Origin of the sequence: Mesorhizobium sp. WSM3224 (assembly GCF_000427725.1) — a bacterium.
In the GTDB taxonomy this organism is placed as follows: domain Bacteria; phylum Pseudomonadota; class Alphaproteobacteria; order Rhizobiales; family Rhizobiaceae; genus Mesorhizobium.
Map to the genome: position 1 here is coordinate 120692 of NZ_ATYO01000003.1, position 14275 is coordinate 134966.

Annotated in this window: 16 protein-coding genes; 5 read left to right on the forward strand and 11 right to left on the reverse strand. The window is 61.2% G+C overall.

Going from position 1 to position 14275, the window contains the following annotated elements; genetic code table 11:
- Positions 1 to 28: 28 nt before the first annotated feature.
- Positions 29 to 1012 (reverse strand): hypothetical protein, encoded by a 984-nt coding sequence (locus YU3_RS0107345; RefSeq protein WP_156913396.1) that lies wholly within the window; start codon positions 1010 to 1012, stop codon positions 29 to 31.
- An 83-nt stretch (positions 1013 to 1095) separates the two neighbouring features.
- On the opposite strand from YU3_RS0107345, the gene YU3_RS0107350 reads away from it, so the two are divergent.
- Entirely contained in the window at positions 1096 to 1938 is an 843-nt protein-coding gene (locus tag YU3_RS0107350; protein ID WP_051333874.1) for an FkbM family methyltransferase, read from the forward strand.
- A 15-nt stretch (positions 1939 to 1953) separates the two neighbouring features.
- Here YU3_RS0107350 and YU3_RS0107355 read toward each other — a convergent pair whose 3' ends face one another.
- Positions 1954 to 2739 carry a hypothetical protein gene (locus YU3_RS0107355; protein WP_027165633.1) on the reverse strand — a complete coding sequence of 262 codons (786 nt, stop codon included), beginning with the start codon at positions 2737 to 2739 and terminating at the stop codon, positions 1954 to 1956.
- Between the two features lie 195 nt (positions 2740 to 2934).
- Here YU3_RS0107355 and YU3_RS42085 point away from each other — a divergent pair, with 195 nt between their 5' ends.
- The gene (locus tag YU3_RS42085) at positions 2935 to 3528 is read left to right on the forward strand and encodes a CatB-related O-acetyltransferase (RefSeq protein WP_051333875.1); all 594 of its coding nucleotides are present in this window, start codon (positions 2935 to 2937) and stop codon (positions 3526 to 3528) included.
- Positions 3529 to 3535: 7 nt separating this feature from the next.
- Positions 3536 to 4495, forward strand: coding sequence for a glycosyltransferase (locus tag YU3_RS0107365; RefSeq protein WP_027165634.1), 960 nt, complete (start codon positions 3536 to 3538; stop codon positions 4493 to 4495).
- 308 nt (positions 4496 to 4803) lie between these two features.
- Here YU3_RS0107365 and YU3_RS0107370 read toward each other — a convergent pair whose 3' ends face one another.
- The 3 genes from YU3_RS0107370 to YU3_RS0107380 form a co-directional block, all read right to left on the reverse strand.
- Positions 4804 to 5046 (reverse strand): DUF982 domain-containing protein, encoded by a 243-nt coding sequence (locus tag YU3_RS0107370; RefSeq protein ID WP_027165635.1) that lies wholly within the window; start codon positions 5044 to 5046, stop codon positions 4804 to 4806.
- A 167-nt stretch (positions 5047 to 5213) separates the two neighbouring features.
- Positions 5214 to 5459, reverse strand: a complete 246-nt coding sequence (locus YU3_RS0107375) for a DUF982 domain-containing protein (RefSeq protein WP_027165636.1) — start codon at positions 5457 to 5459, stop codon at positions 5214 to 5216.
- 106 nt (positions 5460 to 5565) lie between these two features.
- Positions 5566 to 5760: a hypothetical protein gene (locus YU3_RS0107380; RefSeq protein ID WP_027165637.1), complete on the reverse strand. Its 195-nt coding sequence runs from the start codon at positions 5758 to 5760 to the stop codon at positions 5566 to 5568.
- 418 nt (positions 5761 to 6178) lie between these two features.
- Between YU3_RS0107380 and YU3_RS0107385 the strand changes: the two genes are divergently transcribed.
- Together YU3_RS0107385 and YU3_RS0107390 are read left to right on the forward strand one after the other, a co-directional pair.
- Positions 6179 to 6538 carry a metalloregulator ArsR/SmtB family transcription factor gene (locus YU3_RS0107385; protein ID WP_027165638.1) on the forward strand — a complete coding sequence of 120 codons (360 nt, stop codon included), beginning with the start codon at positions 6179 to 6181 and terminating at the stop codon, positions 6536 to 6538.
- Between the two features lie 629 nt (positions 6539 to 7167).
- Positions 7168 to 7956, forward strand: a complete 789-nt coding sequence (locus YU3_RS0107390) for a fumarylacetoacetate hydrolase family protein (RefSeq protein ID WP_027165639.1) — start codon at positions 7168 to 7170, stop codon at positions 7954 to 7956.
- A 165-nt stretch (positions 7957 to 8121) separates the two neighbouring features.
- Here the strand turns inward: YU3_RS0107390 and YU3_RS0107395 are convergent, their stop codons facing one another.
- The 6 genes from YU3_RS0107395 to YU3_RS0107420 form a co-directional block, all read right to left on the reverse strand.
- Entirely contained in the window at positions 8122 to 8757 is a 636-nt protein-coding gene (locus YU3_RS0107395; protein ID WP_027165640.1) for a LysE family translocator, read from the reverse strand.
- Between the two features lie 297 nt (positions 8758 to 9054).
- Positions 9055 to 9861: an ABC transporter permease gene (locus YU3_RS0107400; protein WP_027165641.1), complete on the reverse strand. Its 807-nt coding sequence runs from the start codon at positions 9859 to 9861 to the stop codon at positions 9055 to 9057.
- Between the two features lie 6 nt (positions 9862 to 9867).
- Positions 9868 to 10701, reverse strand: coding sequence for an ABC transporter permease (locus YU3_RS0107405; RefSeq protein WP_027165642.1), 834 nt, complete (start codon positions 10699 to 10701; stop codon positions 9868 to 9870).
- 25 nt (positions 10702 to 10726) lie between these two features.
- Positions 10727 to 11839, reverse strand: a complete 1113-nt coding sequence (locus YU3_RS0107410) for an ABC transporter substrate-binding protein (RefSeq protein WP_027165643.1) — start codon at positions 11837 to 11839, stop codon at positions 10727 to 10729.
- Positions 11840 to 11910: 71 nt separating this feature from the next.
- Positions 11911 to 13005, reverse strand: a complete 1095-nt coding sequence (locus YU3_RS0107415) for an ABC transporter ATP-binding protein (RefSeq protein WP_027165644.1) — start codon at positions 13003 to 13005, stop codon at positions 11911 to 11913.
- 380 nt (positions 13006 to 13385) lie between these two features.
- Positions 13386 to 14273 carry a LysR substrate-binding domain-containing protein gene (locus tag YU3_RS0107420; RefSeq protein WP_027165645.1) on the reverse strand — a complete coding sequence of 296 codons (888 nt, stop codon included), beginning with the start codon at positions 14271 to 14273 and terminating at the stop codon, positions 13386 to 13388.
- Positions 14274 to 14275 lie beyond the last annotated feature (2 nt).

The following is a 14275-nucleotide window of genomic DNA, read 5'->3' on the forward strand; positions in this document are numbered from 1 at the left end:
CGGACAAGCCCGAAGATCTGGTCAGCGCCTAGAAGTCCTTGGCTATCCTGCCGCTCGCGCCGCCAAGATATGTATTCCAGACGTAGTCGCGGATGAGTTTTCGATGGTCAGTTGTTCTGCGGTGATAACTGGGTCGGTCAGGGTAGGATACGCCGGCAACATGGAAGAATGCTTCCTCGATGATCTCATGGTGCCCGACCGCCCCTGCCATTGTCATCGGATTTTCCCGAGCGACGGCTACGGCAACGTCACTTGCCCTGTCCAAATGCGAGTAAAGGATGTTCCAGTTTGCGCCGCCAGTATCAAGCCCCATGTTCAAGCGAGGTTCGAAGTTCAGCTTTCGTCCCGCCGTGGCGGAGAAGCGATAGAAGCAGAAACCTGCCCATAAATTCCAGTGTCGATCGGTCGGCTTCGGCTCGTGGATATGATTTCGACCTGGAAGGAACAGCTTCCCGTAGACGGCCTTGCCGTCCATCCTGGCGGGGATATCAAACGACACTACCGGGAAGCAGTCATGATCAATGAAGCCGAATAATTCAGGCTCCAAGTGCCGTATAATGTTATGGTAAGCCCAGCTTATGGCGGTCCCGTGCGATCTGGATAGATGTTTTTCCACCCGCACTGGAAGTGCCAAATAAGGAACGCTTCTCACCTTGCAGATGCTTTCTATTGCTTGTCTCGATGCCTGGTCGGTCGAATTGTCGACAACGGCTAGGGTCATTCCCGGTGAGTGCATTTCCCATGCCTTGGCCAGCGCATCTATGACCCAAGGCGTATTGAACGCCACCGTGAAACAGACACGCGATGTACCAGCAGCTTTCAGGCGATCTGCAAAAGTACGTCCAGCAGCTCGGCCTCGATGCTCGAAAGCCTTGTATACTAGGCCATTTCTGGCTTCCTTCGCCGCGATGATTGCCGGCGCCCTGGTTATGATATCGACAAGCTTCAGACCCATTTGGCCTGCATAACGTGACGTCAGGAGAAAGGGAAGTCTGCCCTTCAATCCCTTCATGCGCGGCCTCAAGTGACGGCTTGAGCACAGCCCCTTCGCTTGAACGCTTGCAAACAGGGAAATTGCAGCCAATAAGCGGCTGCATGAAGATTTTCGTGCTGGTGGAAGAAGCAATCCGTCATCTACGCGACGGTTTGTTCGCAAAACTCAGGTCTTTCGACTGGTTTCAGACTTTCAGCCTGTTGGCTCTGAAGGACGACGTCATTCTCGTTACGAGGCAGTTTGACGATCACACACTAACATTCTCGCCTCGAGAAACCATCGGCAGGGACCTGTTCCGGAAGGGGCACTACCAACGCGATTTGGCCAATCGGGTTCTTGACTTTGTCGGCGTTCCGACGGGAAGGGTGTTGCTGGAACTCGGCGCGAATATAGGCACGCACACCGTCTATTTGATGCGCAGCGGTAAGTTCGATCGAGCAGTCTCCGTCGAGCCGGATCCACGTAACCTCAAGCTATTGAAGCACAATTTATCGCTCAATGAGCTTTCGAGCCTGGTGACTGTCTTTGAATGCGCCGCTGGCGACAGTGAAGGCTCAATCGATCTCTATTTCGGCGATGACAATTTTGGCGCGAGCAGCGTAATTAAGCCAAATGGACACTCGCGATCGATTCGGGTGCAGCTTCGTCGCGTGGACGGCATCCTGGCTGATGCCAAGGTCAATCTTGAGGATGTTGGCTTGGTATGGATGGATATCGAAGGCGCCGAGCCGGAAGCACTGAAGTCCATGGCTGAACTGGTGCGGCTTCGAGTGCCTATTCTTATGGAATACGGCCCTTGGCGGTATGGACCGGTAAAAACTGAGGAATTGGCCGAATATCTCTCTAGTCACTACAGGCGATGCATTGTCTTCGGTGGCAAAACCGAAAAGGAAATGGATATTCGCGACGTACTCGATCAGCGAGATATTCTTCTTCTGCCGTAAGTCCTCACGGCCAACTTAAAGCGACCACCTATCCCGCTGCCGCCATAGATCCACGGGGGTTCGCCAGAGGCGATACCAACCGGCTCTCCTTATTTGCTCGGCAATCGGATCGTCACCATACGTCTTGAAGAACTGCAGCACGCGCGGACTGGCGAACGCCTTCTTTCCTCGCGTGTTGTAGTCGCTGACCGGAAGGTGGTGACGGCCGAGAGTCAGGCCATTCCGGGAGAGCGCGACACCGATGCAGAACTGCTCTGGTGCGTCTGTGTTGGTCAATTCGCGCACGGCCAGCATTGCTGGGTAGGCCTCGGCTAACGCGCTGGCGTTGGCTCGGTGAATGCCAAGTATCCCGCTTTGCCACATCGGTTCCTGACCTGTCAGGGTGTAGTCCCCTATTTTGACGCCTTTGCCTGAGAGAACCGGGTAACGCCGATGCTGGCCCTCACACTTGCGCATGAAGGAACGGGTAGGAGAAATTTGTCGAAAACCTCTGGATGGATCGACATAAGGGTAGTGATCGGAGTCCATGAAGATGAGGCGGTCCGCTTGCTGCAGGATCTCGATCAAGAACGCGGCCTTGATTCCGAAATGATAGCGCCCGCCGAAAGACATCAACTCTTTCTGGTCGGCGGTTATAGTCATCGTCTCGATGGGGTATCGGCGAAAAAGGTCGGGCCTGTCGGTTGCGACGATTATTTTGGCGCTAGGGCAATTGTGCAAAAGCTTAAGTGCGCTAAGCAGTGCGCCAAAGTGATAAACCTCGTTATCGCCATACGCGATATAACCAAAAACGTCGTTCATTCGACCAAATGGGAAGGAGTGCCTGGGATCCTCCCACTATCAATGCTCGCATCTGCAATCCACTCAAAAGTGCTCCGATATCGGCGCAGCTGCCACCGAGGACCCGATGGATCAGTCCCTCGCGCCTGTCCAAGGTTCCTGGTTGATGGTTCGGCCGATCCGAGGCGATGTCGCGGGGCGCTGGGGAGTATCTGAATGTCGGTGCTTTCCAGATGGTTCAAGGACGCGCGCTCCAAATTGCCGGAGCATGTGACGGTCGGTCGTCACAGCTATGGTGTGACATGGCGAAAGGTCTTGTTCCCTTCGAAGGATGCGCCCCTGCGCGTTGGAGCCTTCTGCTCGGTCGCCGGCCAGGTGCTTTTCATATGCTCTGGCCAGCATCCGACCGACAGCGCAACTTCGTTTCCGATCCATAGCCGGTTGCTGAAGCGGCCCGAGCCGATCGCACATGGCGGCAAGCCGGCCGGCATCACCGTCGGCAATGACGTCTGGATCGGCAACGGCGCCATGATTTTGCCGGGCGTCCAGATCGGGGATGGCGCCATCGTTGGGGCAGGGGCCGTGGTCACAAAGAACGTGCCGCCCTACGCGATCGTCGGCGGGTCTCCGGCCAGGCTGATCAGATATCGGTTCCCCGAGGAGATCATATCGAAGCTGCTGGCAATCCAGTGGTGGCGTTGGGACGATGACAAAGTCAAGCGTGAGGCAGCCGCGCTCACCGGCCCGATCGAGGCTTTCGTCGAGAAGCATTTTGTGGCAGGCAGCAACGAGATGAAGGGCAGCGGTTAGCGTAACGATGAAGTCGTGTTTCTTCCTGGCAACGGATGCCGGCTACTTTCCGTATGCCTGCCTGACAGCGCGTCGGATACTTGATGTCTCCACACCGATCGACGGCTTTCTGCTCCACACCGGTGCGAACGAACCGGACCTTGAAGTCGCCCGGCATCTGCTGAAAGGCAGCGTCGACCTGGTCGATGTCACGGACTTTATGGCGAGTTTCGGCTTTCGCTTCGGAACCTACAGCATTGCCGCTTATGTTCGGCTTTTCGCCGACCAGCTTCCGGTATTCGAGCCGTACGACCGCATCGCATACACAGACTGCGACGTTCTCTTCAACAGAGACATCAATGACTTGGCCGGACAGCGGCTGCGCGCCCCGCTGCTCGCCGCGCATGATGACTATATGTATTTCAGGCCTTCTTATCGGCAAAACCTCAAGCTGGCCCCGGGTGCGCCATATTTCAATTCCGGCGTCGTTGTCTTCGATATGAACGCTGTCCGGGACAACGCCCTGCTGGAGCGCACGCGAAAGACCGCCATTGATGGCAAAATGAACGATCAAAATGCGCTCAACGTCGCCTTCGAGGGCAAATGGCAGACCATGCATCCGAACTGGAACCTGCAATCGCTTGGAACGAGTGAGTTCCGGTTCTCGCAAGCCTGGGCCAGGCATTTCGCAGGCGGCAAGCCGTGGGGCAATCAGGTCGGGGTCGAACTCGACGCGCTCGGGATCTGGCGCGACCTGGCAAGGGACACGCCCTGGGCCAAGCCCTTCGAGCAGCGCATACCTTTCGAACGCGGCGTCACGAAACGCTTCTTCCGGCGGTTCGACGCCCTTGCCGGCTTTTTCGGCAAGGACGTGCAACGCCGCCGGGCCAGATATGATGGCACGAAGATGCACCGGATCTATGCCAGGCAGGCGGATGAAGGTGCGATGGCGGTCCAGTTTCCGGAAGTGCTTGGCGGTTTCGCCTGACCAGGCCCGTCTGTCTGCCCGGTACCTGATCATGCGCTGTGGATAGTAACCGCCCGTTTACCACGCTCCGGCGTTCGCGTTGCGGCCTGGCGCCCGACTCGCCGAAATGGAACGGCCTGAACCCGTCAGGCACCCCGAAGCCCAGCGGCCGGCGTTTTCATGTACACCACGGGATGCGTGCTTGAACGCGTTCCAGAGTATGCGTCGGCCGTCGCTTCGCCTTTTAAAACACAGGCCCGACGCGGCAATGGGAAAACCGCGACGGGCCTGGTGGCGTCCCTGACGGGACGCTATGGGGAATCGAAAGGCTAAGCCAGCAGGCCGGCGACCTTGGCTGCCTTGCGCAGCGTCTTGCGGGCTTCCACAGGGCTGCGCAGGCCGTCAAGCGCGTCGCGGCAGACGCGGTTCGCCGAGCGCCAGGCGCCGTCGCGCGCCTGTCTCGGCCAGCGTTGGTCGAGGCATTCCATGGCCTCGAAGCAGGTCGAGACCTTGCGCTGGCCGTTTGGCTGGAAATCGATCACGACTGGTTCGGAAAACCAGACATCGTTCATCACTTCCTCCGTTCTTATGGTCGTCTTTTGAGCAAGCAATCGGCGCCGGATGGCGCCCGATGCAGGTCCGTCGTCAGCGGACCCGCGCGTTAACCAACCAACGCGCGTTAGGTTCCGAAGATTTTTTGCGCTCGGGCAAGGCGTCCCATCACGTCGTGGAACGACACTCACTCCACCAGCACATGCGCCTCGCGCGCGGCGATGACAAAGGCCTCCCTGGCATTGTCCGCCGCGACGTCGCCGCGGATCGCCCGGCGGCAGGCCCGCAGCGCCTCGCTATGCGGCGCGCTGCCGGCGTCGCGCCATTGGCCGGTCAGCAGTTCGACGGCCTGCTCGGCATTGGATATATGGCGGATCGAGCCCGAAAGGCCGACGGCCACTTCGACCGGCCTGGAAAACCATCCCTGGATCATCGAAAAACCTCCCGGAATATGTCGGAACACGATATTTTAACGTGGAGTTCCGTGCTGGAACGTCAACTTAGCGTGATGCCGTCTCGCGACCCACGGCATACGCTGCTCATCTTCCAAGCGGCCTCCGCGAAAGCTCGATCAGCTCCGCCTCGTCGGTGATGCCCGCCATGTAATTGGCGATGATGCGCGAGGCGCGTGCTTCCTTCTGCTCGGCGGTCTCGCCATCGATGTTGCCGTTCGCATAGACCCGGCCAAGCATGGCCGTCTCGGCGGGGGTGAATGTGTTGCGCACACTGGACATGGCTTTCTCCTCCAGCCCGACCCCTCTTTTATCCGGCTAATATTAGCATGCTTCGAGATTGAGCGTGAGTCGCGGCGATATCGCGGTAAGGGCTCCCGGCAAGCGCTTCGGCTCACGCCCTGCGCCCGCGGCTCCTTTGCCGGTCTCGTTATATTCTTGCCGAATGAGCGCTACGCTGATACGCATTAGCAGCGCGGAATTTTTCCGAGTCTGCATTGACTTGCGGTAAGAAAGCGCCGCGCAGTCCGTCCGAGACCAGCAACCCCGACGTGGTGGCAACCGGGTTACGAAGGGGTTCTGGTCGAAAAGAAGCAGGGCAGGTCCCCGTGTCCAAATCGGGGCATGCCCACCAACGCTCTGGAACTCTGAAGCCATTGCCCCCATGGCCTTCGGAAGAGCATGAACCATGGGGAAATCGATGGTCACCAAAAAACTTACCGCCAACGCAGAAAGCGCGGCAGCCTTTCTTGCGGTGATGGGCAACGAGAAGCGTCTGCTCATCATGAACTACCTGGCCGAGGGCGAACTCTCTGTCGGCGTGCTCGCCGACAAGGTAGAACTCAGCCAATCGGCGCTGTCGCAACACCTGGCCAAACTGCGCAGGTTTGGCCTGGTCGAAACCCGCCGCGATCGTCAGATGGTCTATTATTCCTGCAAGTCTTCGGCAGCGCGCGAACTTCTGGCGCTGCTCGATGGCCTGCTGGCCATGGACAAGCCGCTTGCCGGACCGGCAAGGCAGGCGTTTGTCGAGAGACTGCGTCGGCCGCAGGCCGCCTGACCGCCTGCTACGCACGGACGAGGCCGGGGGGCCTTCGTCCGGTGCGGCGCCTCGATGGCGCAGACCGGCGAGCAGACGGTCGCATGGCGATGCTGGGCACATTCCTTAAACCTTGAAGCCGATCCCGCCGCGCCGTTTGCGGCCAGACGGTCTCATCACGTTTCTTTGAGAGGCGGCGCTTCGAGATCGGATTCTCCGTGCAAGGCACGGATAGAACAGGCTTTCTCGCATGGGCGGCGTCCGGACCAGCCGAAGATTACAGATTTGTAAGTCGCCCGACCGAGCCCTGTTGGCTAACCTTCGAGGCGATCCACACCCCCGGATCATGACGGCGCCGAGCTTCCACTTCGGTTCCGTAAGAGGCCCGCCGCTCCGGCGGGTCTCTTTCGTTTTGGGCCCGGCGTGCTTTACCGCCTGCAGATCACGCTACGCGCGATAGGCGCAACGATAGCGGCCGGGATCACCGAGGCGATGGCCGGGTTGGCGTCGTCCCGAAACTCCAACACCTGTCCGGCAATCTGGACTCTCGATTCCCGGTCACCTATCGTCTCGTGGGTTCATAGTGCGCAATGATCCGTACCGGGCTTCCGACGCAGGCGGCGCGGCATTTTTGATCTTCGGTGCTGACGATGCTCGATACAGAAAAGGCCAGGGCCGCTTCGCGGCTGCTGGTGGGTCATTGGGACAACGGCACCCGCCTCGATGCGATATCCGAGGCCTTGCGGCCGCACACGCGCGCCGAAGGCTATGCCATCCAGTCGCATGTAATGGACCGCTCGGCGGCTCCGCTTTTCGGTTGGAAGATTGCCGCAACCAGCCTGGCCGGACAAAGGCATATCAACGTCGACGGTCCGATGGCGGGGCGTCTGCTGGCCGAGAAGGCGGTTGAGGTCGGCGGAGCTGCTTCGCTGGCGACCAGCAGGATGCGCGTGGCCGAAATCGAATTCGCCTTTCGTTTCGGCCGCGAGCTGCAGCCACGCGCGCAGCTTTACGACATTGCTGAGGTGATGGATGCCGTGGCGACTTTGCACCCGGCGATCGAGATACCGGACTCTCGATATGACGATTTCTGCACGGTCGGTGCGGCGCAGCTCATAGCGGACAATGCCTGTGCCAATCTGTTTGTCATCGGCGAGGCCGTGGAGGACGATTGGCGTGATGTCGATCTGGCGAAGCACCCGGTTGTCGGGTTCGTTACCGGAAAATCGCGCCATGACGGAACGGGGGCGGCCGTGCTGGGCGATCCCCGCATCGCCCTTGCGTGGATCGTCAACGAATTGTCGGGTCTGGGCATCGCGCTGCGGCCCGGGCAGGTGGTGATAACCGGCACCTGCGTTACGCCGATAAGCGTCGAGCCCGGCGATGAAGTCACCGGCGATCTTGGCAGGTTTGGTCGCGTTTCGGTCAGGTTTGTCTAGTGCGCTCCATGCTGCTTGACCACTAAAGCGTGTCGCGCTGAAACGGATTCAGGCGACACGCTTTAAGTCTTTGTTTTTTGTGCATGTCGTTGGCCCAGAACCGCTGCACACTTCTGGGCGACATGCATTAGGATAGGCCGCGCACGGCCAGCACCAGCCCGCGCCTCAGAGGTGCCCGAGCGATTGCAGGAGCAGAACGCTTGAGAAACCAAGCAGGGCCATGCCGTACAGCCGGTCGATCCACATTGCGTTCGGGCCGGCCAGAAGCTTCGCCGCCCGCGACCCCAGCATGGCGTAAAGCATCAGCACGAAGACGTCGGCCACGGCGATGATGACCGCCAGAACGGCGTATTGCACTGCGATAGGCTCACTTGTGTCGACGAAGGGCGGCAGGACGGCGGGAAAGAACAGCCATGCGCCTGGGTTTGTGACGGCCACCATGAAGCAGCGAAACATCAGTGCCTTTGTCGAGTGGACCTTCTCGTGAAAGTCCCGATCGATTGCATGGCGCAAACCGGTGGATGTGCGGAGCGCGCCAACGGCTATGAAAAACAGATAGATGGCACCCACCATCCTGACGGCCGACAGGTAGAATTCCGAAGCCGCCAGAAGCACTCCGAAGCCGAACGCCACCACGCAGATCAGGATGATGTCGGATAGCACCACACCGGCCACGCCAAACAAGGCGCGCCTGATCCCGTAGCGGGATCCGTTGCTGATGGCGAGCACGACATCCGGTCCTGGAACCGCCATCCCCAGCACCGATATGAAGGCGAGCGTCACCAGCGGCAGGGTTTCCATGCGGCTGGATAGGTTGCCAGGTACCGGCCTTCCATGACGCCCGTCACACAAGGATTGGGAATGTCGCGGATTTTCTGTGGATCGAATGCGTTGTGGTCGGACGAGCGTTTCATGGAAACGGCAAACCGCTCTATCTCTTTGTTTTTACGCAATTCCGGGCGGAAAACCGTTACACATTTTTCCTGGAATTGCCTTGAAGCGCGTTGCGCTGAAACGGACTCCGGCGACGCGCTTTAAGTCTTTGTTTTGATGCATGTCGTTGACCCAGAACTGCAGCACACTTCTGGGCGACACGCCCTAGTTGCCGGTGCGCTGCCTGTTGACCACGCTCCTCACCGCCAGCACCAGCACCGTGATGACGATCAGGATCACCGAAAGCGCCGCGATCGCCGGGTCGATGTTGTCGCGCAGCCCCATCCACATCAGGCGGGGCAGGGTGATCGCGTTGACCGAGGTGATGAACAACGTGACGCCGATCTCTTCCCAGGAGAGCACGAAGGAAAGCAGCGCCGCGGTGACGATGCCGAACTTGATGTTGGGCATGATGACGCGTGTCGCGCGTTCCCACACGCCGGCGCCCAGCCCGCGCGCGGCTAGGTCGATGCGCCGGTCGAGCTGGCTGAGCGACACCAGGATGAGCACCGTGGCGAAGGGCACGGTCATCACCGAATGCGCCATGGCGACACCCAGCCAGGTGTCGTAGCCGAAGAATGAGGTGAGGCCGGAGACCGAGGTGAGCAGGAAGTACAGCGTCACCGCCGAGACCACAGGCGGCACCACCATCGGCAACAGCACGAAGCCGACCAGGGCGGCGGTGAAACGCGGCTGGAACATCCAGACGCCCAGGCTGAAGGTAAGCGCTAGCACGGTGGAGAAGATGCTGCTGACCATGCCGATCCTGAGCGAAAGCAGGATGGACTCCAGCCAGCGCGGATCCTCGATCAGCGAGCGGTAATGGCGCAGCGACAACTCACCCGTCGGCATGGCCAGCATGCGGCTCGGCGTCAGCGAGACAGGGATGACGGCGAGCAGCGGCATCAGCAGGAACAGCGCCACCAGCACGGCGAGGATGAGCGAGACGGGGCCGGGGCGGTAGGTCGGCATCGCGCGCTACACCAATTGCTTCGGTTTGACGTAGCGGAACAAGAGCGCCATCAGCGCGCCGACGAACACCACCAGCACGACGCTGATTGCAGCGCCCAGCCCCCAATCCGGGCTCTGGAAGATGCGCAGATAGATGAGCTCCGCGATCATGACGCTGCGGCCGCCGCCGAGGATCGCCGGCGTGACGAAGAAGCCTAGCGAGAACACGAAGACGATCAGCGCCGAGCCGATGATGCCGGAGCGCGTCATCGGCACGAACACCGTCCAGAAGGTGCGCATGCGGCTGGACCCCAGCCCGCGCGCCGCGAGCAGCACGCGCTCGTCCAGGCTGCGCATGGCGGAAGCCAGCGGGAACACCGCGAAGGGGATGAGGAAATGCGACATGCCGACGATGACGCCGAATTCGTTGCGCACCAAGGTCAGCGGCTCGGAGATGAAGCCGATCGATTGCAGCCAGGTGTTGATCAGGCCGCGGTTGGAGAGCAGCGCCACCCAGCCGAAGGCGCGCGTCAGCACCGAGATCCAGAACGGCACCAGGATGCAGAATTCAGCGAGCACGCGCTGCACCGGGCTGCCGCGCACCCACACCACGGTAATCGCGTAGGCGGCGGTGACCGAGACGACCGTGACGATCGCCGCGATGCGCAGCGTGCGGATGAACACCGATTGAACCAGGTCGTCGGTGAGCAAGGCATGGTACTGGCCGAGGCCGGCCGTGGGGAGGGTGAAGCTCCACTTCACCACGCCGAGGAATGGCCAGGCATAGGCAAGGATGAGGAACAGGAGCAGCGGCGCCATCAACAGCGCCGCGCCCATCCTGTCGGAGAGGGTGCCTTTCATCATCGGCAAGATCATCCCCGCCCGGTCAGGCGGAGATGATCTTGGTGTATTCGTCCAGCGCCTTGCCGTAGTTCTTGGCGTACCAGTCCATGTCGAGCGGGATCTGCTTCTTCATGTTCTCCGGATCGACCGGGTTGATGCGCTTCTTGTCGGCCGGGATCAGCGCGTCGGCCGCCGGATTGGCCGGACCCTGGCCGAGCTTGTCGAACATCACCAGTTCCTTCTGCGGGTCCTGGGTGCTGGCGATGAACTTCATCGCCGCCTCCTTGCCGCCGGGATTGTTCTTCAGCACGGCAAGCGCGCCGGGCGAGATCAGGCCCTGGTCCCAGATGAACTTGATCTGGCCGCCGGAGTCCTGCTCGATCAGCGAGGCGCGCGTCGACCACACGATCGCCATCGAGGCCTCGCCGTTGAGCAGCACGCTCTGGCTTTCGGCGCCGCCGCCCCAATAGGAGACGACGTTTTCCTTGAAGGCGGCGATCTTGTCATGCGCGCGCTTGAGGTCGAGCGGATAGAGCGAGGCGGGTGCTACGCCGTCGGCAAGAAGGGCGGCTTCCCAGCTCGACACGCCCCATTTGTAGAGCGATCGCTTGCCGGGGAATTTCTTCACGTCGAAGAAGTCGGCCATGCCGGTAGGCGCGTTGGAGCCGAATTTCTGCGAGTCGTAGGCGATCACATAGGAGAAGAAGTAGGTCGACGCGGCATATTCCCAGCCGAAGCCCGGTCGCATCTTCTTCTTGTCGACGATCTTGTAGTCGATCGGCTCCAGCATCCCCTGGCCGCCCAGCGTGATGGCCGAGAACGGGTCGACGTCGACCAGGTCCCAGGTCGGCGCGCCGCTCTTGAACTGCGCGGCGATCGCGCCTTCCGTCGGGCCCGATCCGTCCATCTTGACCGGGATACCGGTGTCCTTGGTGAAGGCCTGGCCGTAGGCGGCGTCGTAAGCCGTGATGGCGTCGCCGCCCCAGTTGACCAGCACCAGTCCTTTGGTCTCGGCGAAAGACTGGGTCGAGCGCAGCAGCATCGGCGTGCCGGCGAGCACGAGGCCCGCGAGCTGCGCGAACTGGCGGCGTGATATTTCGCCGCGCCTGGTCCTCTCGGCGAGGGATTCAATCGTCTGCTTCTTGGTGTCGTTCATGTCAGTTCCCCTTGTTTTTGTTGATCTGATCCGGAAGCCGGCGCGGCGATTTCAGGCCGCAGCGGCGATGCTTATTGTCCTCCGTCCGGAAGAAGGAAACCCTTCTCCGCCGGCCAGGTCAGCCAGACGGAATTGCCTTTGCTCAACGCCGCCGCCGCCACCTCGTTCGGTACCGAGACAGTGACCTTCGCGCCCTGGCGCGTGGTGAGGTCGAGCTTGGTCGCCGCACCGAGATAGGTCGAGGCGACCGCGGTGGCGGCGATGCCGTTCTCGCCTGCGGTTGCCTCCGGCGCGATCGACATGTGCTCAGGACGGATGGCGAGGATGGCGTCGCCGCGGACCTTTTCGGCCTTGCAGCGCATGTTGATCGCGCGATCCTCGCAGACACCGGTGGCGCCATTGTCGGCGGGCTTGACGCCCTTTACCGGCAGCATGTTGATCTCGCCCAGGAACTCGGCGACGAAGCGGTTGTCCGGCCGGTCGTAGACCTCGTCCGGCTTGCCCACCTGCAACAGCTTGCCGTGGTTGAAGATGGCGACGCGCGACGACAGCGCCAGCGCCTCGCTCTGGTCATGGGTGACGAAGACGAAGGTGGTGCCGGTCTCCTGGTGCAGCCGCTTCATCTCGGCCTGCATCTGGCCGCGCAGGCTCTTGTCCAGCGCCGAGAACGGCTCGTCGAGGAGCAACACGCCCGGTTCGAAGACCAGCGCGCGAGCTAGCGCCACGCGCTGCTGCTGGCCGCCGGAAAGCTGCGCCGGCAGCTTCTTCTCGTGCCCTTTGAGGCCGACGCGTTCGATCATCTCGCCGACCAGGCGCTTGACATCGGCGGCCGATTTCTTGCGCACCTTGAGCGGGAAGGCGATGTTCTGCTCGACGCTCATATGCGGGAATAAAGCATAGCCCTGGAACACCATGCCGGCGGCGCGCTGCTCGGCCGGGCGGTCGGTTATGTCGACGCCGTCGCTGAAAAGCCTGCCTTCGCTCGGCTGCACGAAGCCTGCCAGGATCATCAGGAAAGTGGTCTTGCCGGAACCGGATGGCCCAAGCAGCGTCAGGAACTCGCCGCGGCCGATATCGAGCGTGAGATTATCCAGCGCCCGGAACGAGCCGAAGCTCTTACCGATCCCGTTCGCCTTGATCTCTGCGGCCCGGCCGGGTTGCTGCATCCTGCCTCTTCCTTGATCTCAGGTGAAATCGTAGGCAGGGAGGCTTCTCACCGCAACCGAATAGTTTTCGCCTGATCGGCAAATTTGATTCACGGGTGGATGGCGCGACTGCAGGTGCGGGCGTTCGGCGCGCCCTCCGCGTTCGCGGTTAGCGAAAGCACTCATGCTGGCGTCATTCTAAGGCGGAGCAAGGGGCGAAGCGACGCGCGCAGACCCTGGAATCCATGCCGTGATCTCCGAGCGCCGCAGCGGTTCGGAATTCTGTGCCGCTGCGCCCTCGGCAACGTCACGGCATGGATCCTCGGGTCAAGCCCGAGGATGACGAATTGAAGATTGGCGCTCCGTCGCACACCTCCGGCGTGTCGGCAGTCTCAACGCGCCTAGAGCCTGTTCTCCGACAGCTTTGCCCTCAACCACTCGCTGAAGGCATTGAGCACCGGATGGCCCGCCTTGGCATGCTCGAACACCAGGTAATAGGAGCGCGGCGACGGGACCGAGGCTTCGAACGGCTTGACCAGCCGGCCCTCGCTTAGCGCCCGGCGGCCGGTCAATTCGTCGCCCAAGGCAATTCCCTGGCCGGCGATCGCCGCCGAAAAGACGAGGTTCATGTCGGAAAAGAAGATGCCGCCTTCGGTGTCGGGATTTTCCACCTTGGACAATGCCAGCCAGCGTGCCCAGTCCTCGGTGTCGGAGAGATGCAGCAGATTGGCGCGCAGCACGTCGGCGGGTTTGGAAAAGCCGCCGACCTTGTTGAGCAGCGTCGGGCTGCAGAGCGGCGTGAAGGAGACTTCGCAAAGCAGCTCCACCGCCCGGTTCGGCCAGTTGCCGACGCCGAAGGCGATGAAGGCGTCGGCGTCCGGATTGCTGACGTCGTCGAGCCGCCTGGGCGTCAGGATCGACAGCGACACATCCGGATACATCTGCCGGAACTCAGCAATATGGGTGCATAGAAGAAGCGAGGCGAAGCCCGGCGTGCAGGAAACCGCGAACGAGCCGCCGACGCCGGCGCCGCTGTTCTGCGTTCCCGCATCGCCGAGCACGGTCAGCGCCTTCCTGACATCGGCCGCGTAGCGCTGGCCGCGCGGGGTGAGCGCCACGCCCTTGCCGATCCGCTGCAGCAGATCGAAGCCGAGGTCGCGTTCGAGCAGTCTCAGCTGATGCGAGACGGCGCTGCGGGTGAGGTGGAGCTCGTCGGCGGCACGCCACACGCTGCCGTGACGCGCAAAACTGTCGAGGGCGCGCAGCGCCTGCGTGGAAGGTATTCGCAAGA